The sequence below is a fragment of the Halobacterium bonnevillei genome (genome assembly GCF_009831555.1).
Lineage (GTDB): Archaea > Halobacteriota > Halobacteria > Halobacteriales > Halobacteriaceae > Halobacterium > Halobacterium bonnevillei.
On record NZ_WUUU01000015.1, the window covers coordinates 1 to 25,530 of the forward strand.

At 66.6% G+C, this 25,530-nt stretch carries 22 protein-coding genes and 1 pseudogene; 7 read left to right on the forward strand and 16 right to left on the reverse strand.

Annotated elements, in window-relative coordinates; genetic code table 11:
• Positions 1 to 357 precede the first annotated feature (357 nt).
• The 3 genes from gcvH to GRX66_RS19420 form a co-directional block, all read right to left on the reverse strand.
• Positions 358 to 732: a glycine cleavage system protein GcvH gene (gene gcvH, locus GRX66_RS03815; protein ID WP_159525345.1), complete on the reverse strand. Its 375-nt coding sequence runs from the start codon at positions 730 to 732 to the stop codon at positions 358 to 360.
• Positions 729 to 1,826 carry a glycine cleavage system aminomethyltransferase GcvT gene (gene gcvT / locus GRX66_RS03820; RefSeq protein WP_159525346.1) on the reverse strand — a complete coding sequence of 366 codons (1,098 nt, stop codon included), beginning with the start codon at positions 1,824 to 1,826 and terminating at the stop codon, positions 729 to 731. The genes gcvH and gcvT overlap by 4 nt, the downstream gene beginning before the upstream one ends.
• A 95-nt stretch (positions 1,827 to 1,921) precedes the next feature.
• Positions 1,922 to 2,089 (reverse strand): hypothetical protein, encoded by a 168-nt coding sequence (locus tag GRX66_RS19420; RefSeq protein ID WP_201292911.1) that lies wholly within the window; start codon positions 2,087 to 2,089, stop codon positions 1,922 to 1,924.
• A 779-nt stretch (positions 2,090 to 2,868) separates the two neighbouring features.
• On the opposite strand from GRX66_RS19420, the gene GRX66_RS03825 reads away from it, so the two are divergent.
• Positions 2,869 to 3,336, forward strand: coding sequence for an NYN domain-containing protein (locus GRX66_RS03825; protein ID WP_159525347.1), 468 nt, complete (start codon positions 2,869 to 2,871; stop codon positions 3,334 to 3,336).
• Positions 3,337 to 3,344: 8 nt separating this feature from the next.
• Here the strand turns inward: GRX66_RS03825 and GRX66_RS03830 are convergent, their stop codons facing one another.
• On the reverse strand, positions 3,345 to 4,052 hold the full coding sequence (locus tag GRX66_RS03830) for a TIGR00266 family protein (RefSeq protein WP_159525348.1): 708 nt from the start codon (positions 4,050 to 4,052) through the stop codon (positions 3,345 to 3,347).
• 118 nt (positions 4,053 to 4,170) lie between these two features.
• Here GRX66_RS03830 and GRX66_RS03835 point away from each other — a divergent pair, with 118 nt between their 5' ends.
• From GRX66_RS03835 to hmgB, 4 genes are all read left to right on the forward strand, one after another.
• Positions 4,171 to 5,016 carry a TatD family hydrolase gene (locus GRX66_RS03835; RefSeq protein ID WP_159525349.1) on the forward strand — a complete coding sequence of 282 codons (846 nt, stop codon included), beginning with the start codon at positions 4,171 to 4,173 and terminating at the stop codon, positions 5,014 to 5,016.
• A gap of 116 nt (positions 5,017 to 5,132) precedes the next feature.
• The gene (locus GRX66_RS03840) at positions 5,133 to 5,711 is read left to right on the forward strand and encodes a DUF2150 family protein (protein ID WP_159525350.1); all 579 of its coding nucleotides are present in this window, start codon (positions 5,133 to 5,135) and stop codon (positions 5,709 to 5,711) included.
• Positions 5,712 to 5,938: 227 nt separating this feature from the next.
• The gene (locus GRX66_RS19425) at positions 5,939 to 8,392 is read left to right on the forward strand and encodes an Ig-like domain-containing protein (protein WP_201292912.1); all 2,454 of its coding nucleotides are present in this window, start codon (positions 5,939 to 5,941) and stop codon (positions 8,390 to 8,392) included.
• A 93-nt stretch (positions 8,393 to 8,485) separates the two neighbouring features.
• On the forward strand, positions 8,486 to 9,823 hold the full coding sequence (hmgB, locus tag GRX66_RS03850) for a hydroxymethylglutaryl-CoA synthase (RefSeq protein ID WP_159525351.1): 1,338 nt from the start codon (positions 8,486 to 8,488) through the stop codon (positions 9,821 to 9,823).
• Positions 9,824 to 9,910: 87 nt separating this feature from the next.
• On the opposite strand, the pseudogene GRX66_RS03855 reads toward hmgB, so the two are convergent.
• Positions 9,911 to 10,509: pseudogene (locus GRX66_RS03855) on the reverse strand (NADPH-dependent FMN reductase).
• Positions 10,510 to 10,687: 178 nt separating this feature from the next.
• Here GRX66_RS03855 and GRX66_RS03860 point away from each other — a divergent pair.
• Positions 10,688 to 11,656 (forward strand): DUF7351 domain-containing protein, encoded by a 969-nt coding sequence (locus tag GRX66_RS03860; RefSeq protein ID WP_159525352.1) that lies wholly within the window; start codon positions 10,688 to 10,690, stop codon positions 11,654 to 11,656.
• 13 nt (positions 11,657 to 11,669) lie between these two features.
• On the opposite strand, the gene GRX66_RS03865 is transcribed toward GRX66_RS03860, so the two are convergent.
• A complete protein-coding gene (locus GRX66_RS03865; RefSeq protein WP_159525353.1) occupies positions 11,670 to 12,206 on the reverse strand; it encodes a DUF7344 domain-containing protein in 537 nt (178 codons plus the stop codon).
• Positions 12,207 to 12,399: 193 nt separating this feature from the next.
• Between GRX66_RS03865 and GRX66_RS03870 the strand changes: the two genes are divergently transcribed.
• Positions 12,400 to 13,200, forward strand: a complete 801-nt coding sequence (locus GRX66_RS03870; RefSeq protein ID WP_159525354.1) for a helix-turn-helix transcriptional regulator — start codon at positions 12,400 to 12,402, stop codon at positions 13,198 to 13,200.
• A gap of 157 nt (positions 13,201 to 13,357) precedes the next feature.
• Here the strand turns inward: GRX66_RS03870 and GRX66_RS19430 are convergent, their stop codons facing one another.
• The 10 genes from GRX66_RS19430 to GRX66_RS03920 all read right to left on the reverse strand — a co-directional run bounded on the left by GRX66_RS19430 (position 13,358) and on the right by GRX66_RS03920 (position 25,457).
• Entirely contained in the window at positions 13,358 to 13,792 is a 435-nt protein-coding gene (locus tag GRX66_RS19430; RefSeq protein ID WP_201292913.1) for a hypothetical protein, read from the reverse strand.
• Positions 13,782 to 14,771 carry a signal peptidase I gene (locus GRX66_RS03880; protein ID WP_159525355.1) on the reverse strand — a complete coding sequence of 330 codons (990 nt, stop codon included), beginning with the start codon at positions 14,769 to 14,771 and terminating at the stop codon, positions 13,782 to 13,784. Before GRX66_RS03880 ends, GRX66_RS19430 begins: the two co-directional genes overlap by 11 nt.
• Before the next feature lie 52 nt (positions 14,772 to 14,823).
• Positions 14,824 to 15,843: a hypothetical protein gene (locus GRX66_RS03885; protein ID WP_159525356.1), complete on the reverse strand. Its 1,020-nt coding sequence runs from the start codon at positions 15,841 to 15,843 to the stop codon at positions 14,824 to 14,826.
• Positions 15,844 to 15,954: 111 nt separating this feature from the next.
• On the reverse strand, positions 15,955 to 16,632 hold the full coding sequence (locus GRX66_RS03890; protein ID WP_159525357.1) for a hypothetical protein: 678 nt from the start codon (positions 16,630 to 16,632) through the stop codon (positions 15,955 to 15,957).
• A 146-nt stretch (positions 16,633 to 16,778) separates the two neighbouring features.
• Positions 16,779 to 18,395, reverse strand: coding sequence for a SipW-dependent-type signal peptide-containing protein (locus GRX66_RS19435; RefSeq protein ID WP_201292914.1), 1,617 nt, complete (start codon positions 18,393 to 18,395; stop codon positions 16,779 to 16,781).
• Between the two features lie 109 nt (positions 18,396 to 18,504).
• Positions 18,505 to 20,166: a vWA domain-containing protein gene (locus tag GRX66_RS03900; RefSeq protein WP_159525358.1), complete on the reverse strand. Its 1,662-nt coding sequence runs from the start codon at positions 20,164 to 20,166 to the stop codon at positions 18,505 to 18,507.
• Positions 20,167 to 20,290: 124 nt separating this feature from the next.
• Positions 20,291 to 21,115: a SipW-dependent-type signal peptide-containing protein gene (locus GRX66_RS03905; RefSeq protein WP_159525359.1), complete on the reverse strand. Its 825-nt coding sequence runs from the start codon at positions 21,113 to 21,115 to the stop codon at positions 20,291 to 20,293.
• Positions 21,116 to 21,214: 99 nt separating this feature from the next.
• Positions 21,215 to 22,882 carry a right-handed parallel beta-helix repeat-containing protein gene (locus GRX66_RS03910; RefSeq protein ID WP_159525360.1) on the reverse strand — a complete coding sequence of 556 codons (1,668 nt, stop codon included), beginning with the start codon at positions 22,880 to 22,882 and terminating at the stop codon, positions 21,215 to 21,217.
• Positions 22,883 to 23,325: 443 nt separating this feature from the next.
• Positions 23,326 to 23,580 carry a hypothetical protein gene (locus GRX66_RS03915; RefSeq protein ID WP_159525361.1) on the reverse strand — a complete coding sequence of 85 codons (255 nt, stop codon included), beginning with the start codon at positions 23,578 to 23,580 and terminating at the stop codon, positions 23,326 to 23,328.
• 92 nt (positions 23,581 to 23,672) lie between these two features.
• On the reverse strand, positions 23,673 to 25,457 hold the full coding sequence (locus GRX66_RS03920) for a SipW-dependent-type signal peptide-containing protein (protein WP_159525362.1): 1,785 nt from the start codon (positions 25,455 to 25,457) through the stop codon (positions 23,673 to 23,675).
• Positions 25,458 to 25,530: the final 73 nt, after the last annotated feature.

Here is a 25,530-nt window from a genome sequence, read left to right on the forward strand (position 1 = left end):
GCCGTCGCGGCCGCGACCGGCGTCGCGGGCGCGTACTACGGCGCCGCGCTCGTGGCGTTCACGGTCTGGATGGCGTGGTTCGTCCTCACGACCATCGACTTCCTGCGGCGCGCGAACTTCTGACGCCGGCGCTCGAGGAAAATCCCGAGCAGCGGTACAGTCGACGTCCGCCGATTGGATGAGCGACCGGCCTGAAAAGCCTGAGCCAGGCGATCCACCGAGCGCGAGCGGGGTGAGGGCCCGGGCCGACGACTGAGGGGAGTGAGCGGAGCGAACGAACCGACGGAGGAGTGCGTTTTCCAAGTTGTTGCCGAGCGAGGGCGGCGGAGTCGCCCGAGCGCAGGACAAAAAGTGGGATTAGGCGACCTGGTCCTGGTAGTCGTCCGCGGTGAGGAGGTCCTCGAGGTCGGCGTCGTCGAAGTCCAGTTCGACGAGCCAGCCGTCCCCGAACGGGTCCTCGTTGACGAGTTCCGGCTGGTCGGCGAGGTCCTCGTTGACGTCGGTGACCGTCCCGGAAACCGGCGCGTAGATGTCCGAGACGGCCTTGATTGACTCGACGACGCCGAAGGACTCGTCCTGGTCGAAGTCGTCGCCCTCGCCGGGCAGTTCCACGAAGACGACGTCGCCGAGTTCGTCCTGGGCGAAGTCCGAGATGCCGACGCGGCCGGTGTCGGGGTCTATCCATTCGTGCGATTCGAGGTAGTACAGGTCGTCTGGTACGTCGAAGCTCATTGGTCGATGAAGGGGGGTGCGGTGATGGTTGCTTGCTTGCCGGTGCCACGGACGACGACCTCGACGGCGGTGCCGTCGTCGGCGTAGTCAGTGTCGACGTACCCGAGTCCGATCGGTTCGCCGAGCGTCGGACTCATGGTACCGCTGGTGACTTCGCCGATGGTGTCGCCGTCCTCGCTGGTGATCTCGTAGCCGTGCCGGGGAACGCCGCGCTCGTCGAGCACCAGGCCGACGAACTCCTCGTCGAGGCCGGCCTCCTGCTGGGCCTGCAGCGCGGCGTGCCCGACGAACTCCGTGTCGAGTGCCACGGTGAACCCGATGCCCGCCTCGTAGGGCGTCCGGGGGTTGTCCGCCGGGTGGAAGTCCTGGCCGGACAGCAGGAAGCCGTACTCCATCCGGAGCGTGTCGCGGGCGCCGAGACCGCAGGGCTGGCAGTCGTTCGCGAACGCGTCCCAGACCGCGCCGGCGCCGTCCGCGGGGAACACGATTTCGAAGCCGTCCTCGCCCGTGTAGCCGGTGTTGGCGACCCAGCACTCCACGCCTGCGACCTCGGCGTACGTCGCCTCGAAGCGCCCGAGGTCGAGGACGGGGCCGTCGGTGCGCGCCGCGACGAGGTCCGGGGCGTCCGGGCCCTGCACCGCGACCATGCCGTACTCGCCGGTGACGTTGTCCACCGTCGCGGAGAGGTCGTGGGCGTCCCGGTAGTCCGTCCACCGGTCGTACATCTGGTCGTCGTGGCCGGCGTTCGGGACGAACAGGTACGTCGCGTCGTCTTCCTCGGGGAGGCGGTAGACGACCGTGTCGTCGAGCATGACGCCGTCTTCGTCCGTGATGGCGGCGTACTGAGCGTCCCCGGGGTCGAGTCGCGAGACGTCGTTGGTCGTGAGCCGCTGCAGCAGCAGTTCGGCGTCCGGCCCGCCGACCTCGATCTCTCCCATGTGGGAGACGTCGAAGACGCCGGCGGACTCGCGGACGGCGGCGTGCTCCGTCTGGATGGAGTCGAACTCGACGGGCATCTCCCAGCCACCGAACTCGGTGAACTGCGCGCCGCGGTCCTCGTGGCGACCGTACAGCGGCGGCGTCCGTTGGGCCATACTCGTGGCGTCGTCGGCCGGCAAGTAATGTTTTCGTATCCCGGTCGAACGTGGCCGGTTCTCCGTCCAGCGTCGCGCGTCGTGCTGTCCGCTGCTCAGGCGGGTTCGACCACGATGTCCCCGTCGCGTTTCTTGAACACGACGAGGTCGCCCTCGTCGACGTCCTCGCCCTGTTCGGCGAACTCCTCGCGGACCGCCTTGATGAGGCTGATTCGCCAGCGGTCGGTGACTTTGGTGGTGCCGAGGATGCGCTCGTCGCTCATAGTGGAGTCGTCGGAGTCGGCAATGTTATGTCCTCGTAGCTATTCCGACGATATAGTCACAAATGACGGCGTCGTTCCCGGTGGTTCTCGCAGAGCCGCCCGTCGAGCGACCACACCCGAGGGTGACGGTGACGCGGTTGCGCGGGAGCGTGAACTACGGCGACGGGCGCCAGCGGCGCTTCGCACTCGGGTACGTCGTGGACGGCCGGACGCGGATACTACTTGACGCACGCACACCGGCCACGGCTGCGCGACGTGCGAGCGCGCTCGTCGCACTCGCGAGCCGCGCGCAGTCTGGGTGTTCGATGCGGGGCGGACGGCAGCGGAGTGCTGGCTACACGGCCCACGTGGCGCCCCCTAGCGCGTGCGGCAGGTGATGTCCAGGCGGCGTTCGTAGCGTGGCAACGCCCAGACGACCGGGAGAGCGGGAGCGGTGACTCGGCCGGCGTGCCGTGAACACCCCCACCGGCTCGGACGCAGCTACGTGACGTGAGTGCTCTGGCAGGCGGCGCAGGCGAGCGCCGTCGACCACGTCGGCGGGCGCGCAGCGCCGGCGTCCAGGACGACAGTACATTCGACAGTCAACACGAATCGGTCGGCGTTACCGCAGTTCTGGCAGGCGGGCACAGTATCAGCCGGCTGGTGCGTTCTCGGCGCCGGCACCACGGGGTGGTCCCGCGTCCGTACTTGAACATTCGGAACGGGACTCAGGGACAGGGCCGCCGGGCGAGTCGCGGTGGTTTCGGCACGCTCTTGTCTCGGCGCACCCGTGTCCGGGTATGGAACGACTCCGCCGCCTGCTCGGGAGCGACGACGAGCGCGGTGACGCGCAGGAGGGAGGCGTCGCACTGTTCGTGGACGGGCCGAACGTGCTCCGGTCGGAGTTCGACGTGGACCTGGACGAGGTCCGGGACCGCGCGGAGGCCGCAGGCCGCGTCGGCGTCCAGCGCCTGTACGTCGACGAGCACGCGACACCCGAGTTGATGCAGGCGGCCGAGGCCCGCGGCTACGAGGTGCGGGTCACCAGCGGCGACGTGGACGTGAAACTCGCCGTGGACGCGACCGAACTCGTCGCGGAGGACACCATCGACGTGCTCGCGATCGCGTCACGGGACACGGACTTCAAGCCGGTCCTGGAGAAGGCCGGCCGGCGGGGCGTCCGAACGCTGGCCATCGCGCCCGGCGAGTACGGGCGGTCGGACGCGCTCCAGAACGCCGCCGACGACGCCGTCGTCCTCGAGGACTGAAACCGGGGTCAGATGTCGACGTTGATGCCGTTGTCGTCGTCGCCGTTGCCAACCGGGAGGGCTTCGGCAATCGCGCTCGTGAACGTGTCCAGCCCGCGGGTCTGGTACCAGACCGACCCCGGACCGTCGAACTCCATGACGATGCCCTCGCCGCTGAGCAGGGTGGACTTCAGGCCGCCGACGCGGCGCGCGCCGAACTCGACGGACTCCTCCCAGGCGACCACGTGTTCGTTGTCTACGACGTAGGCGTCGCCGCGGTCGAGGTCGACGCGCTCGATACCGCCGAACGCCTCGAGGAACACGATCCCGGTGCCCGACAGCGCCAGCGGCGTGATGCTGGCGCCGGCGAGCATCGACTTCAGGCCGCCGAACTCCGAGTCGATGTCGAGGCCGGGTTCGGCTGCGAGGAACGCGCCGTCCACGGCGTACAGCGTCTCGCCCCGGAGGTCGTGCTGGCGGACGTCGCCCGGGGTCGGCGGCGCGAAGGTCACCGTTCCGGGGCCGTCTTCGGCGACGAATTCGTTGGCGAACAGTGATTCGCCACCCAGGAGGGACTTCGCTGAACTCAACAGGCCGTCGCGGGTGGTCGAGGTCTCGATGCTGACTTCGGGGTCGTGGCTGACCATCGCGCCGGGCTCTGCGAGAATCGACTCGCCGACGTCGAGGTCGACGACGAGGTGGGCGTACGACGGTCGGTGGGTGATTGCTACCTGCATACGTACTCAATTCGAGGGCGCCGCTGAGAAATTGCTCGGCCAGCCCGGATAACGGTTCGGCTCGTTCGCGTCGCGTGAGACGAACAGGTTTTCGAGCGGGCGGCGCGAACGCCGAGCCATGACCGACCTCGGGACGCCGGTGCTGGACAACCACCTGCACCTCGACGCCGAGAACCGCGGCATCGAAGCCGTCGAGGAGTTCGCGCGCAGCGGCGGCACGCACCTCCTCGTTGTGAACAAGCCGTCGTGGCACCTCGGCGCCGAACCCGACGACGGCGAGGACTTCCGACCCGTGTTCGAGGAGACGCTGGGGCTGGTCTCGCAGGCGTCGGACGTCCTGGAAGGGTGTGCGTGGCCGGTGCTGGGCGTGCATCCCGCGTTGATTTCACAGCTGGTGGACGACCGGGGGCTCTCTGTCGAGGACGCGCGAGACCTCATGTGCGCGGGCATCGACGTCGCCGCCGAGTACGCCGAAGACGGCCGCGCCGTCGCGCTGAAGTCGGGGCGCCCGCACTACGACGTCAGCGACGCGGTCTGGGACGCCTCCAACGACGTCATCCGACACGCTTGCGAGCGCGCGGGCGACGCTGGCGTGGCGCTCCAGTTGCACACCGAGGCGACCGAGGACCTGACCGACGTCGCGACGTGGGCCGAGGAGGCCGGCCTGCCACCCGAGCGCGTCGTGAAGCACTACGCCAGCGGGGAACTCGCGGGCGTCACGAAGAGCGTGATGTGCCGCAAAGAGTACCTCGAGACCGCCGTCGAGGTGGGGGAGCCGTTCCTGATGGAGACGGACTTCGTCGACGACGCAGACCGCCCGGGCGCGGTGATGGGGCCGAAGACGGTGCCGCGGCGCGTCCGCTGGCTCCGGGAGGAGGGCCACGACGACGCGGTCCGACTTGCCCACGTCGAGACTCCGGAGTCCGTGTACGGCATCGACACGGAAGCGACCCTCGCGGAGTGAGGGATGCGCACAGCGGGCGTCGCTCCGTGGTCTGTGTCCGAACGCGGCGTGTGCCGGGATGACTCGGCCGTCCGTTGAAGGAAAGGCCTTTGTCTCGGGCGGCCGGCGTTCGGAGTATGAGTGCCCCCGAAGAGGAGTTCTACTCCGAGGAACGCTGGCAGAACTGGCTCGACCGACTGCGCGACGAGGAGATCGACCCCGAGGACGAGGACTCCGCGCGTCTCCTCCTGAACCTGCAGGACGACGTGGCCATCGCGGTCGCGAAGATCCTGAAGGCGTACGACGACGACGCCATCGACGAGGAGGAAGCGCTCGACGAACTCGCCGACATCCGGGAGGTCGTGCTCTCGGAACCGGACTTCGCGGACGAGGACAAGCTGATGCTCGTCGACGGCGTGCAGACGAGTCTCGTCTGCGTGTTCTACAGCGCCGAGCAGTACATCGCCGACGGGGTCGCCGACGAGACGGACATCCGGGAGTACGTCCACGCCGCCGTCGAGGGCGAAACCGAAGACGACCTCGACCGCGCGCTGGGCCTGACCGCCTGCGCCGGCACGCGCGTCATCGACGGCGAGGAACTCGACATGAGCATCCTCGACGACGTCGAGTACGGGCTCGTCACGGAGTGGGTGAACGGCCTGGACAGTCTCCAGAGCGCGCTCTCGGACCCGGAAGTCATCGAAGACGACGACTGACGGACGCCCCGGGGCGTGCACCCGCCGCCGACGCGACCGAGCCGCGCCGAAGGCGGGCAACTGCGACGCGGACGCGGACCCGAGAGGCCGGACGCGATTCCTGCGGCCGACCACTGGAACTGCGACCCGATTCTACTCACCGCGCCCGGAACCACACAGCCACCGCGCTCGGCGGTGACCAGATAGGCGTCGCGTTTATACCGTTCGCCTGCCCATTCCTACCAACCGTGCGCTTCAGGGACGACGAGAGAGCAGTCACGGTCCAGATCGGGGCCATCCTGCTCTTCGCTACGATCATCATCGCGCTCTCGCTGTACCAGGCGACAGTCGTCCCTGCACAGAACGCCGACGTCGAGTACAAGCACAGCCAGACCGTTCAGAATCAGCTCTCCGACGTCCGGAACGCGATTCTGCGGACCGCGGGGTCCGGGAACAGCCAGCCGGTGACCGTCTCGCTGGGAACGCAGTACCCCTCGCGGGTGTTCCTGATGAATCCGCCCCCCGCCACAGGGACCCTCAGAACGGGCGCGTACGAGAACGGGACGGTCCAGCTCTCGAACGTGAACGCGACGAACGACGAGACGCGGGACTTCCTCGCCGGGTCGTGGAACGCGTCCACGAAGTACCTCGCATTCGAGCCGGACTACAGCGAGTACGACAACCCGCCGGACCTGCTCTACGAGTCCTCGGTCCTCTCGAACTACTACCCGAACGCGGACAACGGGACGGCGATTCCGCTCACGGACCAGTTGCTCGTGGACAACGAGACGAAGACCATCACGCTGGTCACGCTGAACGGGTCGGTGAGCACGACGCGGGCGAGCGCGGTGAGCGTGACTCCGGAGGCGTCGAGCGCGCCGTACCAGCGCGTCCAGGTGGAGAAAGCGGAAACCGCCGACCCCGCGGTGCTGTCGGTACCGACGAAGATTTCGGCGGCCCAACTGCGGAATCAGACGGACCTCGGTTCGCATCCGGGCTTCGTCGACGTCACTGACCACCCGACGGAGTCGGACCGCGTGGTCATCGAGGTGGACTGGGACGGCGAGTTCACGCTCCAGACGTCGCGCATCGGACTCGGAAGCGGCTCCGAGAACCCCGGCGCCCACTACCTGACGCTGATCGAAAACCGCGGCGACAGGGTGACGGTGGAGGCGCGTGACCGCTTCAACAACGCCGAGAGTGGAGTGACCGTCAGCGTGAGCGCGTCCGAACCGGACCCGTTCGGGGAGTCGAGTAAACAGACCGACGAGGACGGTCGGGCGACGTTCGAAGTCAGCGACAACGAGACGGCAACGACCACGCTCGAAATCGACGACGGGAGTACGGACTACGAGCGCGTCACGGTGACCGTCGACACGACGACAGGCGGTGGCGGCGGTGGCGGCGGTGGCGGCGGTGGCGGAGGCGGTGGTGGCGGCACTGCGGGCCGGCTCGTTCACGTCGGGGACGCGTATGCCTTCGACGGCGAGGACCCGGGTACCGAACCGGGTGGCCTGAATCTCACCGTCGAGAACACGTACGGGTCGGACGTCACCATCACTGACGTCACCGTCGAACCCGAGAACATCGATCTGAACGGGCTCTCGGACAAGGCCAGCGGCGAGGGGTACGGACAGAGCGAACTGAACGTCGAGGCACTGGACACGGGCACCTCGGCAGCTGTGGACGTGCCATTGCCAGACGACGAATACACGTACGTCAGTGACCGCGGACTGACGCTATCGCTGGAAGAGAATCGCGAGGAACGCATCTACGACACGTCCGAGAGAAGCTTCACAACGACCGAAACGAGCGTCGTCGGTAGCGCAGTGACCGTCAGCAGCGGGAACCGCGCCGAGATCGCGTTCGCGGAGTTCTACGCCAGCGTGACGAACGGCGTTAGTACCGTGAACGTCTCCAACGAGGACTTCCGGGTGTCAGTGACGTACACGCAGAACGGGACGAGCAAGACCGACGAGTTCGTCGTGTACGCAGAGCCGCCGAGCGCGGCAGGGGGTGGCGGCGGGGGTGGCGGCGGCGGCGGTGGGCCGACGCCACAGATATCGTTCCGGCTGGACGACTTGACACACCAGGACACTTCCGCCGTCGAGTACGTGGGCTCGTACAGCGTCTCGGATACGAACGCATCCTTCGAGCGCGTGGAAATCGAGTACGCGAACCAAAACGACGCATCCGCGTCTGACACGCGCCAGAAGACCGCGACGCGAGGCGGACTCCAGTACACGAGTTCGTACGGCGCGACGGACACCTACGACGTTACCGTCGACGTCATCTACAGCGACGGAGCCGGCGGGGAATACGTCGCTGCGTCGAAAACGGTGACCGACACGGCCGACGCGGTGAACCCAAGTACGAACGAGGACCTGTCGACAGGCAGCACCGCGACGCTCGATAGTTCGACCATCGAGGACCGCAGCAACAATGGACAGGGACCGAGGTATCGGTTCGATTACACCGTGTCGTCGAGCGGCGGGTTCTCGCAGACCCGGATTGTCGTCGTTTCGACCGGGAATGGAGCGAAGGCCGGGACGAGCGGCGGGCGGACCGGCACCGACGTCGACGTGAATCCGTCGTACGGCCTCAATGAGCCGTTCAAACTATCGATACTCGTGTACGGCCCGGATGGTGCCGTGGTCGACGACCGCATCGTGTTGGACACGGCCAACGGGTCCGGCCCCTGAGGTCGGCGCGGGCGGGGTACCGACATCGAAGTTCGACTATCGTCGAAAACACCTATCGACAAAGCCATATGCGTGATGGGCGTATCCCGACTCATGACAGCAGTCGGTATCGACGCCATCGAAGTTCGAACTGGCAGGCTGAAACTCGACCTCGCCGAGACGTTCGCGCCCGAGATGGGCGACGACCCCGAGAAGTACACGAAGGGGCTGGGGCTGTTCGCGTCCTCGTTCCCTGACGCCTACGAGGACATCGTCACGATGGGCGCGAACGCGGCGCACCGACTGATGGAGCGGAAAGGGCTGGAACCGCAGGACATCGGGCGCATCGACGTCGCCACGGAGTCCGCGTTCGACAACTCCAAGCCCGTCTCGACGTACATCGCGGGCTGCCTCGAGCAGGTCTACGACGGCGACTTCCACCACGCGAACAAGGGCGAGCGGAAGTTCGCGTGCATCTCGGGCACCCAATCCCTCGACGATGCCGTGAACTGGATTCTCGCGGGCCGGAACCGCGGCCGCGGCGCGCTCGTCATCGCGACGGACACCGCGCTGTACGCCCGGGACTCCTCGGGTGAAGCGACGCAGGGCGCGGGCGCCGTCGCGATGTACATCACCGAGGACCCGAGCATGGTCGAACTCTCCACCGAGCAGGGCTACGGCTCCGCCGACGAGACGGACTTCCTGAAGCCGAACCAGCAGTTCCCGAGCGTGGACGGCAAGCGCTCGATGCAGGTGTATCTCGCGCGGATGCGCGAAGCGCTGACGGACTTCGAGCGCGCGGCCGGGGACACCCACCCGGACGACTACGCGTTCATCCCGTTCCACACGCCGTTCCCGGGGATGGTTCGGAAGGCCGCGCTGCTCGGCTACCGGCACATGATCCGCGGCACCGAAGTCGAGGACGAACTCGCCGAGGACATCGGCCGGCAGCCCCGCCGCGAGAACTTCGACTCCCGCGAGGAGTTCGAGGAAGCGATCAAGGGCTACGTCGACGACCTCAAGGACACCGACGCGTACCGCGAGTGGTACGGCGAGGCCATCGACCCCACGCTGGACATCTCCAGCCAGGTCGGGAACTGGTACACGGGCTCCGTGCACATCGCTCGCGTGAGCGCGCTGCTGCACGCCGCCGAGACCGACATGGACCTCGCTGGCCAGAAACTGCTCGTCGCCTCCTACGGCTCCGGCGCCCAGGCGGAGATCCACGAGGAGACTGTCAAGCCAGGCTTCGCCGACGAGGTCGAAGCGCTGAACATCGACGACCAGATCGAGACCCGGCAGGACATCAGTTTCGAGGAGTACGAACAGATCCACGACCGCCACAACCACGAGAAGAGCGTGGAACTGGAGCCGTTCACGCAGCCCGACGAGGAGTTCGTCTTCGACGGCTGGGGCCCGATGAACGAGCGCAAGTACACGTACATCCAGTAGCGCAGGAGAGCAAGGGAACCTCCGAGAGCGCGGCGCAGAATCGTACGCAACCGGAACGCTGCGTTTGCTGTTCGTTTTCCCGGGGGGTCAGTCCTGCGCGCAGCCCGCGAGCTGTTCGGCTCGACCGGCGTCCGCAGCGGCGAGGTCGGGGTACACATCGACGCCCGCGTAGTCGACGACCTCCTCGCCGAGGCGGCGCACGCGGGCGGCGAGGTGCTCGTCAGCGAGGCCGCCGTCCGCGAAGCTGTCGCCGGAGTTCGGGACGGCGACCTGGAGTGGAAGCGCCCACGCGTCGAGGGCGCGACAGACTGTGCGGAGGTGGCCAAGCGCCTGGCGCGGGAAGCTCCGCCGGCGACCGAGAGCAGGCCGACGGCCTTTCCGCCGAACTCGTCGCGGCCGCAGTAGTCCAATGCGTTCTTCAGGGGCGCCGAGTAGCTGCCGTGGTACATCGGCGTGCCGAGGATGACGGCGTCCGCTTCCGCGACGTGTGCCCGCAGTTCGGGAGCGTCGCCGGCGTCCCGGTCGTCGCCGTCCCGTGGCGGCAGGTCGTACTCGCGGAGGTCCACGAGGCGAGTCGTCGCGCCGGCGTCGCTGGCTGCGTCGAGGGCTGTTTCGAGCGCGATTCGCGTGCCGCTGTCGTCGCTGAGGCTCCCGCAGAGCGCGACGACGTGCGGGCTTCGTTTCATTTCGGTCATGCCACAGACGAGGGAGTAGACCCACTAAAACGCTCGCTAAAGCGATTTATTGTAAAGATGGTTACGTAAATCTCGTTGTGTCTTCCGAACGAGGCGTCGGCGGTCTCGCCGCTCGTGGAGTGCCGCCAGTGGAAAACGACTACTGGCTGGCTGCGAAAGCCGTCACCGGATGCGCCGCGACAACAGCGAAGAAGCGACGACGTACGGGTCGCTGGCTCCGGAGGAAGCCCTCCAGTTGGTCGGGAGTGACGTCCGCGCGGAGATCCTGTGGGCGCTCAGCGAGGCGCGCGCCGAGGACGGGCCGCCCGCGCTGTCGTTCTCCGAGCTCCGCGACCGCGTCGAGGCGGACGTCGACAGCAGCCAGTTCAACTACCACCTCCAGGAGCTCGTCGGCCACTTCGTCGAGCGCCGCGGCGAATCTGGAACGGCGGACGCCCAGCTCGTCGCGGAGATGGCAGGCGACCACGGCGAGGGGTACGCGCTCCGGCCGGAGGGCACGACGTTGACGCGGACGATCCGCGCGATGACGTTCACCGGCGACGCCGCCCTCGACCCGTTCCCGGTCGGCCTCGACTGTTACTACTGCGGCGCGGCCGTGGAAGCCGCGTACGGCAACGGCGTGTTCAAGATCCAGTGCCCGGACTGCGAGTACCTCTACGACTACAACCTGACGCCACCGGGCGTCGTCGACGACGACGAAGCCGTCGTGTTGTCGCGGGTCGCGCGGTACAACCGTCACGTTCGACTCGCGTTCGCGGACGGCGTCTGTCCGTACTGCGCCAGCGACGTCGAGACGACGGTCCAGGACCCGGCGGACACGGGGTATCCCGGCCGTGACAAACGGGAGGTCCTCGTCCACCGCTCCTGCGCGCACTGCGGGAACATGGACAATCTCACAGCGGGTGAAGCAGTCCTCGACGACCCCGCGGTGGTGTCGTTCTGTGCAGAGCGCGGCGTGAACGTCCTGGAGACGCCAATCTGGGAGTTGGAGTTCGCAGCGACGGACCGCACGGTCACGGTGGAGTCGCGGGACCCCTGGCGGGTCAGCGTGGCCGTCACCCTCGACGGCGACACACTCGCGGTTCTCGTCGACGAGGACGTCGACGTCGTCGAGCGGACGCGTCCGTCCCGAAAATAGACCTCTGGCGCGGTTACTGCCCGGTGAACATGTCGAGCCACTGGCTACCCTGTTCGCGAATCTGGTAGGCCAGCGACGCGAACAGCAACAGGAGCGCGCCGGCCGCGTACGCGACTGGGTTCAGTCCTGCCAGCAGCGGCGCCCCCGCCGCGCTCGCGAACGTCGCGACGAGGCCGAGGACGACGACACCGAGATAGAACTCGCTCCAGGAGAGGCGTCCGTCCTCGACGACTTCGAGGTAGACGTCGATGTCCTGTGCGTGCTCGCCGAGTTCGACCTTCTTCGACGTGTCGTCGTACTGGACGATGCCGAGAGCGTCGAGTTTCGGGAGGTGGTTCTGGTGGAGCGTGACGTACACGCTCTGGCGCACCTCCCTCGGTGCCGGCGACTCCCCGGATTCGGCCGCTGCGATGTCGTCGGCCAGCGAGCGCAAGTCCCGCGGGTTCTCCTCGGTGAGGAGTTCGAGCACTCGCCACCGCCGGTCGTTACTCAGTACGTCGTGAATCTCTGCGCGTTCTAGTGGTTGGTCTGCTTCTCGTTGTTTGAGCATCCGTTGGTCCCCCCGTTCGTGGCGCACCGAATTCCCCCCATTCCCCGGGAATCGGCCCCACAGTACATGCATGACGTGTACAGAGAAAGGTATAGTTAACTGACGGGAAGGATTTCACGTCGTGAATATTTCCCCGAAGATGAGACGTAAATGACGCGAGGAATTATTATCCTACTAACTATAACCTCGCCCAATGGGTGGGAGCAGTGATGCGGGCGACATTCTCAGAGCGGCCATCGAACGAAGGCCGCTGTTCCGGGAGCTCGAAGACGGGGGGCTCACGAGGGCTGAAGTCCAGACGGCGCTGAACGTCTCGCGTTCGACAGCCCACCGGATCCTCAATCGGTTCGAGTCGATGGACGTCATCGAACACGCAAACGGCCGATACAGACTGACGCCCCTGGGGAAGGTCGTCGCCGCCGAGACGGACCGAGCGACCAGTACGGTAGCAGTCGCCAGGCAACTGACGCCGCTGCTGGAAACGTTCGAGGCCGCCGACGAGCGCGTCGAACTCGAGGTCTTCGAGGACGCGTCGGTGACAGCGCCGGAACCCGCCGACCCCTACCGTCCGCTGCGGCGACTGCTCTCGGTGGTCGAGAAAACGTCCCGAATCCGGGAGTTGTCGCCGACGGCTCCCGAGCCGGCCTACCAGTCGGTCCTCCTCGAGCGCGTTCGCAACGGCTTGCAGGCCGCTGTCGTCTATCCCGGCAGCGTCGTCGACCACCTCAGTCGACAGGCCGATACCGACCTCCGAACCGTCGTGGACAACCACGGACTCGACCTCAGAGTCGACAGCCTCCCGGGGTTCCGCCTGATTCTCGCCGACGAATGCGTCTACCTCGGCGGGTACAACGACGCCGCGACGCAGCTCAAGGTCGTCGCGGACACCGACAGCCCCGCCGCCGTCGAGTGGGCGATGGGGGTGTTCCAGGCCCGATGGGAGAACGCCACCCCGTACGCCGAGTACGAGACGCAAAGCGACGGGGAGCGCTGAGTGGACCGGCTCGGTCACCTGGCGTCTGCGAATATTTCGGCACTCGAATGACTGCGGCACCCGGCTGCGACATTTTCTTTCGCTCGCACTCGCGGACTAGGCACCGCGTACTGAGCGGGCCTGACTGATCGTCTCGGGAGTCGAGGCGAAAGAGCACTCAGGACGTTGTGTTGTCCTGCGTCGTCGTCGCGGTAGCCGTCGCAGTCGTCGTCGCGGTAGCCGTCGCAGTCGTCGTCGCAGTCGTCGTCGCAGTCGTCGTCGCAGTCGGAGTCGCGGTCGGAGTCGCGGTCGGAGTCGCAGTCGGAGTCGACGTCGCCGTCGCGGTCGTGGTTGCGGTGGACGTCGACGTGGTCGTATTTGTCGTCTCAGTCGTCGTATCCGACGGCGTCGACGTCGGTTCCGTGGTCGGCGTCGCAGTCGTCGTCGCACTGCCGTCGTCACCCTGGACCGACGCGTTCCCGTCGTCGTCGCCGACGCTGAACGACACGGTGACTGTCTCCGAATCCGAGAGTGTGGCGACGGTGAACCCGCTGGTGAACCCAGCCAGCAGGACGACGGCGACGACGGCGAGCACGCGCGCGTCAGTCGTCATCGTCGTCACCTCCGGACGCCGAATCCGCACGGTGGCCGCCGTCGGTCGCCGCGCCCTCGGAGCGGCCGGTAGCGGCGTCCGCGACTGGCTGGTCCGCGCTCTCGCCGTCCGCACCCCCGAACAGCAACACCGCCGCGATGAACACGACGACCAGCGCCGCGCCGGTGAAGATCGCCACTCGCAGTGGCGTCAGCTGGACGTAGGCCATGTACCCGCTGTAGGCAGCGAGCGCGAGGAATCCGACGGAACTGAGCTTCACGTCCATCGGCGTGATCGCCACCGCGTCGTCGGTGGGTTCGTCGGTCGTCGCAGACTCCGTCGCCACCGCTCCGGGTGCAGGTGCGTCCGCTGATTCGTGAGCGTCCGCTGATTCGTGAGCGTCCGCTGATTCGTGTTCGCCAGCCGGTTCGAACTCGTCCGCCCACGCAGCGTCGGCTTCGGCACCGGCTTCGTCCGCTGCACCTGTCTCGTCAGCGCCCCTGTCGCGGACGAACGTGTACAGTTCACTGAGCACGAACAGGGCGATGGGCAACCCGACGAGCGTCGAGAGCCCGGTCGGCGTGTTCGCGAACAACACGACGTGACCCACGAGCGGTATCGCGAACCAGACCTCGCCGGTGACGTTGTCCGCGGGCACCGGCGACGCGTCCACCGCGTCGTTGGCGTCGCCCTTCGTGCGGAACGCCAAGCCGTCTTCGCGCTCGACCACCTCGACGACGCGATGCGTGACCGGCGTCGACTCGCCGCCGCGGGTGTACGTGATGACGTCGCCCCGTTCGATGCTCGCGGGGTCGACGCTGTTCACGACGACGGCGTCGCCCGCGGAAATCGTCGGCTCCATGCTGCCCGAGAGGACGACGTAGCTCGCGTCCGCGCCGACGACCGCCGGCACTGCCTGGACGACGAACGCCGCCAAGACGACTACCGCCACTACCGTCACGAAGCCGCCCGTAATACGGCGGAGACTGAATCTGGTCACGCCCACCACCTCGCCGGGTCGCGGGCCGCGAGCGGTCCTGTCGAGAGTGCGGTCATTGCCATGGATTCGACGCCTCCGTGTGTCGGCACTGGTTGGCGTGCAGTTCGAGGTCGACGGACAGCGACTCGCCGGCGTGTTTCTTGGGTTGCTTGAGCTCCCAGTCGAGGACGAGACACGCGGGGTCGCAGCCGACGCAGCCGCCGTCCGCGCACGCGTACAGCACGAAGTGGCTCAGGCCGCTCGGCTGTCCGCCGGGGTTGGTTCCCGCGAGCAGTCCCGTGGCGGGTGACGTGCAGTCGACGCGGTACGTCTCGACGCCCTCGTCGGGCGACCCGCCGCCTTTCACGTCCACGCGACTGAACACGACGTCGTCGGACGCGAGGTCGACGCCACGGACCTCTTCGCCGCCGTCCTTCCAGTGAACGGCAGCGATCTCGAACGTGACCGTCTCGCCGTCGACGTCCACGGTGAGGGTGCCCGGAGCGTCGTCCACGGCGAGCGTGTCCCCGGGGCCGTTCTCGGTTTCCACGACGAACTCGTCGCCGTCGAGTTCGACTTTCGCGAGTTTCGGCGTCGCCCGCAGGCGCCGGCCCGCGCCGAACGCATCGAGGAAGCCAGCCATGGGCCCCTCGTACAGCGCCTCCGCCTCCCCGCCGCATTCCGGTTCGTAGGCGGCCCGAACGTGGATTGCGTCAGCGAGGTCGTTCGGCTCCCCGTCCGCGCGCATCCAGACCCGTCCCGGGTTGTCGCACGCGCGGAACGCCACCGTCACCGTACCCGACGCGGACTTCCCCGACGGATCGATACCCGGGAACCCGACGGTGATCGTCGACTCTTCGACGAATTCCGTCGGGAACGTCTCCTGATCCGGCATCGTGGACGGTTCGCCGCCCTTCGTCGCCCAGCGGGTCGCGACCTGGAGGTCGAGAGACCCGGAGGTGAGGCTGTTTGACGCGAATACACCGCTATCAGTGAGGACGGCGTGCGTACCGACGCCAGCAGCAGCACCGGCCCCAGCCGCGCCGACGAGCGAGACGCCGCGGAGTACGTCGCGCCTGGAGACGTCAGGCACGGTCACCCACCCCCCTGGCCTGTTGGAGCACGGCCATTGGTACGCCGAAGGCTAGTATACTTATTGACGTGTTTAGCGATTCAGCGGTCAGTTTAACCGGAGCGCTTGCAGTCACGGCGAATCACACGGCTCGACCGTGAACGACAGGTCCGTCTCGACGCTGTCCCCCTGTATCGCATTGCCTGAAGACGCCGGCAGCGACCACTCGAGACCGAGGCAGACCCCCTCGTCCCCCGAGAGGCAGTCACCACCGAGTCGAACCCCGTTGGCGAGCGCATCGTCCGCGTCGAGCAACGATCCGTCGACGAGCGTCGTCTCCGCGGTGCTCTGGTCGCCGTCACAGCCCCCCAACTCGGAGACGCCGAACGCGCCGGTGTCGTACCAGACCGAGACGTCGACGGCGTCCCCGAGTTCACCGCGGGACGGCGTGTCGTCGTCTGCTTTGCGCTCGGGTTCGTTCCGCCCGTTCTCGGCGTTCTCAGTGACCGACAGCGAGAACGTCACGCGTGCGCCGCCCGCTGTCTCGGGCGCGACGCGGAACGCCAGCGACCCCGAATCCCCTGGCTGGGCGTTCCCGACGTGCAACACGGGGCCCTCAGCGGACTCGTCGCCGGATTCGACAACCGACCCGTTGTACGTCTCCCGCCACTCCACACGTACCTCGACGTCGTCTCCCACCGTCGTCGACGACTGGTACGCCACAGTGTCCCCGGAGAACGCGGTGAGCGCCGTCCCGAACGCGACACCGACGCCCGCGGCGCTCAGCAGGCGTCGCCGCGTGTACTTCACGGCCACGCACCTCCGTGGACGTCGATGCGGTTCCCGGAGTACTCCGCGTGGAATCGTGTGTAGTTGTGCATGGTTCGGTCCGAGATACCCACCGGCGGAATCGAACCGCCGTTCGTGCCACCAGCGTGGGAAGCAGCCGCCGACCGCTACGTTCCGCCGGAATCGGACCCGGAGCCGTCGTTGTTCCGGCACTGTTCGGCGTAGAACCCGAGGTCGAATCGCACCTCGTCGCCCTGGATCACGTTGCCGACGGACGTGGGAACCCACCACTCGAAGCCGACACACACGCCAGTCTCGCCGGGGAGGCAGTCCCGGTCCTCGCTGGTCGAACCAGCGTTCCAACCCATGTCACCGTCGCCGTCGAGGGGAATCATGCCCCCCTCGGGACCGGAGGCGCCGATGAGGTCCATCGCCGCCGCGAGCGTCGCGGGGTTGGCGCCATCGAGACCGGTGTAGCCGCCGATGCCGGGCCCGAAGACGAGTTGCTCGCCGTCGTCGTGCTGGTTGTCACAGTCCTCGTCGTACCAGATGCGAACCATCGTGTTCTCGGCGAGCTCACCCTCGTCCGGCGTTGGTTCGGGGTCCGGCGTCTCGCCAGGGAGGTCCGTAAAGTTCGAGGCCGTGAGCCAGAGGTAGCCAGGGTTGTCGCAGAGGTGCAGCGAGAACGTGATTTCGCCGCTGTCCCCGGGCTTCACGTCGTCGAGTTGGACGAGGCTGTCCTGGTCGCCGAAGACCCCCTCGGAGAGGTCGTCGCCGCTCTCGATACCGCACGCACTGTGGATGACGATGTCGCCGACACCGCTCCCGGAGGCGTCGATGCCGCTCTCCAGGGAGATCGGGGTGTTGGCGTCGCCGTCCAGGACCACGAGGTCCTCCAGGGGCTCGACGTCGCTCTCCGAAATCCAGGTGAGGTCACCCAGCTCGTCGTACTTGCTCGCGCTCTCGTTGAGCTTCGGAGTGAGCCTGAGCGCGAAGTCACCTTGCGAGCCGTTGTCGTTTACCGGGCCGAGCACCCCGCCGTCGGTGTTCGCGCCGTTCCAGACCCAGTCCCCGACTGCGACGCCATCCGAGGAGTCAGGGTCCTCGTACGAATCGTCGCTCCCGTTTCGGTCATCGTCCTCGACGACCCAGTCCCCGGTTTCCCACCGAGCGTTCGGCGACCCTTCGATCTCGTAGGTCGCGGTACCACCGAACTCCGTCTGCCGGCGGTCGTTGACGACGAACAGGTAGACGTCGTCAGTGTCGGTGTTGCGCCACAGGAACACCGTGCTACGCTTGTCCGACTGGATGTCGTCGTTCTGCGACTGGTTCCCCGCTTTGTCGTAGGCCGTCTGGGGGTCCGTTCCTTCCAGCGCCTCGATGCAGTACGACTCGCCCTCGTAGACGAGGTAGAACTCGCTGTCGGCACAGTCACAGCACGCCGGGACCTCCGCAGCGTCGAAGACGGGGTCCACGTCCCCGGCGCCCGAGTAGCGGATGCCCTCGAGGTCCTGGACGCCGTCACCGTCTGAGTCCGGATAGGCGTTCACCGGGTGTTCGCCGACCTCCCCGCCACTCCCGGGAATCGGTCCGTCGTACGTCTGCTGCCAGTCGACCTTCAGGTCGAGCTCGCCGGCCGTGATCGTGTTCCCGTCGAACGACTCGGTGTCGTTGAAGTACGCGCTCGTGCCGAGGCCGGCTCCCGCCGAAGCGAGCCCGATGCCGCCCAGGCCCGCGAGGATCTGGCGCCGCGACAGTTCTAGTCTGGTTCCGTTCTTGCTCATTGGTACCCCCTCCTGGGGAACCCCACCGGCGGGATCGAACCGCCGAACCGGACGACCAGTGTGGGTCCCGGCCGCCCGCGAGCGGGGGCCGGACGATTGACTGCTGTCCCTACGAACCGGGGTTGTCGTTGTTGCGGCACTGCTCCGTGTAGAACCCGAGATCGAAGGCCACGGAGTCGCTCTGGATCTCGTTGCCGACGTCCGTCGGCACCCACCACGCGAAGCCGACGCAACTCGTCTGTGACGCGGTGAAACACGCACGCTCCTCGGTGCTGGTGTCACCGTCGAGCGCGATACCGTCCCCAGCGGTGAGTTCCACGAGCGATTCGCGCAGGGTGCCGCGGAAGATCGGTTCCTCGCCGCCGGAGCCGACCGTGCCACCGATCCCCTGGAAGACGGACTCGACGTCGGAGGTGTCCGCGTCGAACGCGTACTGGTCCTCTGGGTTGGAAGCTGGGTCGCTCGCCATGTCGCCGAGGGTCCCCGTCGGCGCGCCGCTGCCGTACGCGATGGTGAAGACCTCCGCGTTGTCGCTTTTGAGGTTGCCCGCCTCGTTGACGGGGTCCTCGCTCGGCGAGTCAGTGACGCCGGAGTCCTCGTTTGCGTTCCCGTCACTCAGGAAGACGACGATTTTGCGTGCGCCCGAACGGGCGTTCCCGCTCTCGCCGTACGCGCTGCCGAACTCGTCAGCGGCGAACAGTTCCTCGTGGGCCTGTTCGACGCCGGCCTCCATGTTCGTGCCACCGCCAGTGGAGATTGCGTTGACCGCGTTCTGCACGGCGTTGTGGTCAGTGGTCAGCCCCTCGTCGAGAGACACGTCGTCCGCGAAGGAAACCAGCGAAACCTGGTCGTTCGGACCGAGGGCGTCGATGAGCGAGTTCGCGCCGTTCTGGGCCTGAGTGATGGCCGATCCACTCATGGAACCGGACCGGTCAAGCACGATCACGACGTCGGCCTCCTCGCCGTCGGTGCTGCCACCTCCGCCGGCCGAGAAGACGTTGTTACAGTCACCGTCGTACCAGAGCGCAGTTTGGACCTCGTCGAGCAGTTCGACGTCACCGCCCTGGAGGTCGGTGACCGTCTCGTCGCTCGGACCCGCGTCACTGGAGTTGCCTTCGGGTTCCGTGATGCCGTTCTCGTTGGCTTCGACGAGGTCACCCTGCATCCAGACGTACCCGTCGTTGTCACAGAGGTGGAAACTCAGCGTGAGTTCGCCGAAGTCCCCCGGCTTCACGTCGTTCAGGTTGACGAGCGGGTTCGGCTCGGACGCACCCATCGTGTCTTCGTTCTGGGTTCGGAAGCCCTCAGTCGGGTCAAGGTCGGATGGGGTGTCCGCACCGTCCGCACAGAAGCTTCCGACATCGCCCATGTTGAACGACTCCTGGATGCCATCGTCGTCCTGGTCCGGGTACGCCTCGATGGCAGTGTTGTCCATGTACGCATCGAGGTCGTCGTCGTGCACCCAGACCATGGGGGTGTTCGGATCCGGAAGTGCCGTGTAGGACGACGTATCGGCCGGCTCGGACCGCGTCACGTCGAGTCCGGCAGTCGGATCTTCGAACCCGTAGATCTGGGGGTAGGAGTAGTGCTCCTCCCAGTCGACTTTCAGGTCGAGCGTCCCCGCCGTGATGGTGTTGTCTTCGAACGATTCGGTGTCCGTGAGGTATGCGGACGTTCCGAGGCCGGCGGCCGCGGACGCGAGGCCGACGCCTCCCAGTCCCGCGAGCACTCGCCGCCTCGAAAGCCGGTACCGTTTGCCGTCATCGGTCATAGTTGCTCCCCCCGTGAGGGGAAACCCACTGGCGGAATCGAACCGCCGCATCGCGGCGAGTCCGCGCGAGCGAGTCGGCGCGAACTCGAGTCGCGATTCCCAGCGTGGGTGAGTGGCCGCATCGCTACGAACTGTTGAACGGTGCGCCGTTGTTCCGGACCTGCTCGGCGTCGAACCTGAGCGTGAACGTCACCTCGTCGCCCTGGATGTCGTTGCCGACGCCCGCCGGGAGTTCGAGTAGCTGGTAGAACCACGCGGCGTCGCTGTTCGTACCGACCTCCAGGGGGTCTCCGGTCGACGGGTCCCGGAGCAAAACGCCGGTCTTGTAGACGTCGTGGGCCTCGTTCATCGTCGTGTAGTGGGCGCCACTCGGGGTTTCGCCATCCACGTTCGTCGGCGCCTCGTAGCTGCTCAGACCACTATCGTTGAGGTCGGTCGTCTCGTCCAGCGGCTGGAGGGCCGCGGGAGAGGTCCCGCCCGACGTATCCGGGTAATCTGCCCAAATCGTCGAGAGGAGCGCATCTCCCAGGTCCCCCGGCGAATTCGTGTCCGTCTCCGGTTCCGGATTCGCGCCCTCGTCGTTGTCGTAGTCCTCGTCGACGGACGTGACCTGGACGTATCCCGGATTGGCCATGACCTCGGGATTCCACTCGAGGATGAGCCAGTCGCCGGGCTTCATGTCGGCGACCGTGATCGTCACCTCGTTCCCGTCTGCGGTGTCCTTCGGAGTGATCGTCGTGTTATCCCGGACGATTGCGGTGCTGTGCGCGATGTTGTCGACGGTGACCCGCAGGTTCAGTTCGCCCGCGGTGATGCTGTTCCCGTCGAACGACTCGCTGTCGGTGAAGTACGCGGAGGTGCCGAGCCCGGCACCAGCGGCGGCCGCACCGACGCCGCCGACGCCTGCGAGCACCTTCCGCCGCGTCAGTTCGAAGTTCTTGTCTGTCATTCGTATCGCTCCCCACTCCTGGGGAAGGCCCACCGGCGGAATCGAACCGCCGAGGTGCCAGCGTGGGCGGGGCGGGCTCAGTCGCCCGGAACCGCGTCGCTACGGGTCGACGTCGTTGTCGTTTCCGTCCTGGATTCCGTTCGGGAACGTGGAGTTCTCGGTCCGAACCTGCGCCGGCTCGACGTCCACCAGTCGGAGGCCGAGCGGCGCGCTGCTGCCGCTCGTGTCCACCTTCCGGAGCAACGCACTGTCGTCGGCGACGGAGTCGTCGCCGTCGTCGTCGTGGAGTTCGATGTCCTCGCCCTCGCCGGCCGGGAGACTGCCGCTCTGGCCGTTGTTCCGCGCGACGACGTTGTCGAGCGTGACGCGCTGTTCGGTGCGGCTGCGGTCGCCCTTCCAGCTGACGTCGACGCCCTCCTCCTGGTTTTCCTCGACCGTCGAGTCGAGGATGACGTTGTTGTCGCCGTTGAAGTAGAGGCCGTTGTCGCCGTTCCTCGCGGCGTGCACCGTCTCGACGTGGCAGTCGTTGGCGTACCAGCCCGTGAGACCGTCGTTGCCGTTGTCTTCGATGGCCGTGTCCCGGACAATCGCGCCGTCGATGTAGTTGAGGACGAGCGCGCGGCCGCGGCCGTCGTTCCCGTTGTCGACGATGGCGGTGTTGCTCACCAGGCCGCCGGCGAGCCGACCACTCGAACCGCTGTTGTCGTTGTACTGGATGACCTGGTCAGCGCCCGTCGCCGTGAGGTCGCCGACGCGGACGTTGTCGGCCCGGATCTTCATCCCGAGGTCGCGGCCGCCGGTCAGACTGCCGCTCCCGCCGACGTCGAACGCGTCGTACGTGGTATTCGACGGCCCCTCGCCGCGAATGTCGAGAGTCTTGTCGACGGTGACCTCGCCGGTGTGCGTGCCTGCTTCGAGCAGGAGCGTGTCGCCGCTAGACGCGTCGTCGACGGCCGTCTGGAGGTCGTCGCCGGTGCTGACGAGCGTCCAGTCGCCGACGCCAGTGTTGTTCCTGGCCTGCTCGGCGTAGAACTGCAGGTCAAAGCCCACGGAGTCGGCCTGGATCTCGTTGCCGACCCACGTCGGCACCCACCAGTCGAGACGCACGCACGTGTCGTCAGTCGGTTCGTCGGTGCTATCGCCGCCGTCGAACGTCGGTCGGTCGACGACCCCTGCGGTCGGGTCGCCGTCGCCGTGCAGCGGGACACCGGCGTGCAGGTCGGACAGCACTCCGAGCAGCGTCCCCTCGGTGAGCAGGACGTCGTCGTCGTTGCTGTCGCTCGTCTCGCCCGTGTAGTAGAGCGCCGCACGCGTGTACGTGGCGAGCTCCCCGCCGTCGCCCGTCTCCCAGGGCGTGTCGCCTTCCGGTTCTGTGACGGCGTTCTCGCTGTCGTCGGTCAGCTCGCCGCTCATCCACAGATAGGCGGGATTGTCCACCAGCGAGAAGCAGAACTCCAGGGAGCCCTCGTCGCCCGGTTTGACGTCCGAGAGGCTGTAGCTGACGCCGACACCCTCGCTCACGTCTTCGTCGCCCTGTACAGTCCCGGACAGTGGACCGTCGAAATTCCCGCTGGCCGACCCCTGATCGACCATGAAGTCGTAGTGGACGTAGAGGTCGAGTTCGCCAGCTTCGAGCGTGTTTCCGACAAACGATTCCGTATCGTTCAGGTACGCGGACGTGCCGAGTCCGGCGGCCGCACCTGCGGCACCAATCGTGCCGAGGCCGGCGAGGACGCGACGACGCGTGAGTTCGAGTTGCTTCGACATGGTTTCTGTCGGCCCAACGGCAGGTCGGGCACTGTCAACCCCTGCGTCTCATACCCCCATAGCTAATCGCGGAATTCCCAGGAAAACGGCCAATTGAGCGGGTTTAAGCCCGTTCCTTAGGATTTAGCAGCGTCCTTCCCCCGCGAGTCCTCGGCTGTGTTGGAGAGAACGGAACGGAAACGGAAACGCGCTCGCTGTAGTGAGATTGGAGACTACAGTATCTCATCGAGACGATGAAAGATGATAGAATATTGCAGGAGATGATAGAATGGGATCGCACACTGTGAGGCTCGGACAGTGAGCGGAGAGAATACGGTAGCGTCGATGTGAGGGGGTCGGCGCTGTGGAGATGCGACCTTCGACGCTTCCGCCGCCCCCATCGCCGTCTGGCAGAGAGTGTCGCGTTGGCTCCGACTGGTCGGGCGGTGGTCGCAACCGAATCGCTACACCCAGTGAAGGAGATAGAGGAGATAGAGGCCCGCGCCGGTAACCCCCCCACCAGCGAGAACGAATCCAACCCCGAAGAGGATGGACGGCGCGTACAGCGCAAGCTGGACCAATTGCAGACCGACCAGGATGGCGAACAGCGAGAGAATCGTCCAGAGAGCGGTTTCGAGTACCGTTCGACTCGTGCCGATGAGTTCGTCGCGGACGATGGCCCGAACCTCTCGTTCGCTGAGTCCATCGTCGGGCGCCATACCGGTGTCTCGGAGAGTCAGCAACAATAAGATGTCGACTGACTGGCTCGAGCCACCAGCGGTTCCGGACTCTCGAAGAATCGACCGACGGTCTACGAGCGTTCGATCCGAGTCCCCGAGATGGTGCCGGCTGGCGTGAAGCTATTCGTCGCAAGGACAGCGCTCAGGTCCAGCGACCCCGTACCGTCGCCGACGTACACCTCGTCGTCCTGACTATCTCCGGAGAATTCGTTCGATTCGATTGTCACCGTCGAGCCGTCCGTCGAACTGCCGACAACCACGTGGAATGGCGGCGCGAAATTGTCAGAGGTCGTGGTCTCGACGTCCGAGATCGTGTTCTCGCGGATGGTCACATTCGACGGACCCGTTGCGCTACCGCCGCCCTGAGCGAGGGAGATCACCTGCGTGAACCCGCCCGGAGCGCCGCCCGAACCGGGAATCGTCCCTTCGGTGTTCAGGTCGCTGATTTCGTTCCCGTCGATGACGCCGGAAACGTCGCCGTTGAATCTGACAGCGACCGTCGAGCGCGTGTCCAGCAGCCCAGTGATCGTGTTCCCCCGGACTGTCGCGTCGGTTATCTGGGTGCCCGACTCGTTGACCAGAATCGCCTGGACGGCGCCCTCGTCCTCGTCGGTTCCCTCCAGGTTCCGGAGTTCGTTGCCGTAGATCGTGATGCCGCTGGTGCCGTCACTCGCCAGAATCCCGATCGGGTTCGCGTCGTCGTCACCCGTTCCGATGTCCGCGAGGACGTTGTGCTGCAGGCAAACGTTCTCGCTGCCCGAGGAGACGTCTATCCCAACGGTTCCGGCGTAGTCGGTCGGATCCCCAGAACCCTGGGTTCCGGGGTTCCGGATTTCGAATCCGTCGACAGTGACGTCGTCTGCCTGAACGTCGACGGTGGACCCATTCGAGTGCTCGACGACGGGTCGTTCTGCGCTCGCCCGCGCGAGGGTGAGTGGCGTATCGACGTCGATCGCCTCGGTGTAGTCGCTTCCGTCCCCGAAGGTGCCGCCGAAGACGCTGACGACGTCGCCCGCGCTGGCGTCGTCGACGGCACTCTGGATTGCGTCACCCGGCAGCACGGTTGCGTCCGCGAACGGGTTCTGGGGCGCGGGGTTGTTGCGCGTCTGGTAGGCCGCGAACGTGAGGCCGAACGCCACACCGTCCGACTGGATCTCGTTACCGACGTCGGTGGGAACCTCCCACTCGATGCAGAGACACGGTCCGTTCTGTGTGCTGCTATCTGGCGACGAGGGATACGCGTCCGTTCCGGTGGTCGTGGCGTCGCCGTCGAGCAGGAATCCGCTCTCGAGTTCCTTGAACAGGTCTGCGAGCGTGTAATCGGCCGGGTTCTGGAACTCGTGGATCACCCCGCCACTCTCGGTACAGTACGACACGTCGACCTGGAGTACCGCCGAGAGTTCGCCCGCCCCCGCTCCGCTCGGAACGTTTCCGAGACTTCCGGCGTCGGAGCCGTCCACGTCCCCCTCGGGTTCGGTCTGCCCGTTCTCGTAGTCGGTGACGCCGACGGTACTACCGATCCAGAGCCACCCCGGGTTGTCGACGATCTTCGGGCTGAACTGCAGCGAGCCGCTATCGCCGGGTGTCAGGTCGTTGATCACGTACTCCCCCGTAGCGGTTCCATCGCCGTCGATCGTCCCGTCGTTCGTCGTGCTTCCGGTGGTGACCCCGTCCTGGCTGACAGCCGTTTCGTAGTCGACGTACAGGTCCACTTCTCCGGCCCGAATCTCGTTGCTCTCGACGGTTTCCGTGTCGCTGAAGTACGCGGACGTCCCCAGCCCGGCCGTCGCAGAGGCCAAGCCGATACCGCCCACGCCCGCGAGTATTCGACGTCGTGTGAGTTCGAATTCTCTCATCGTACACCCCTCCCGGGAAACTCACGAGCGGAGTCGAACCGCTCGACGGTCGCGTCGCACCTGCGTGAGTCGG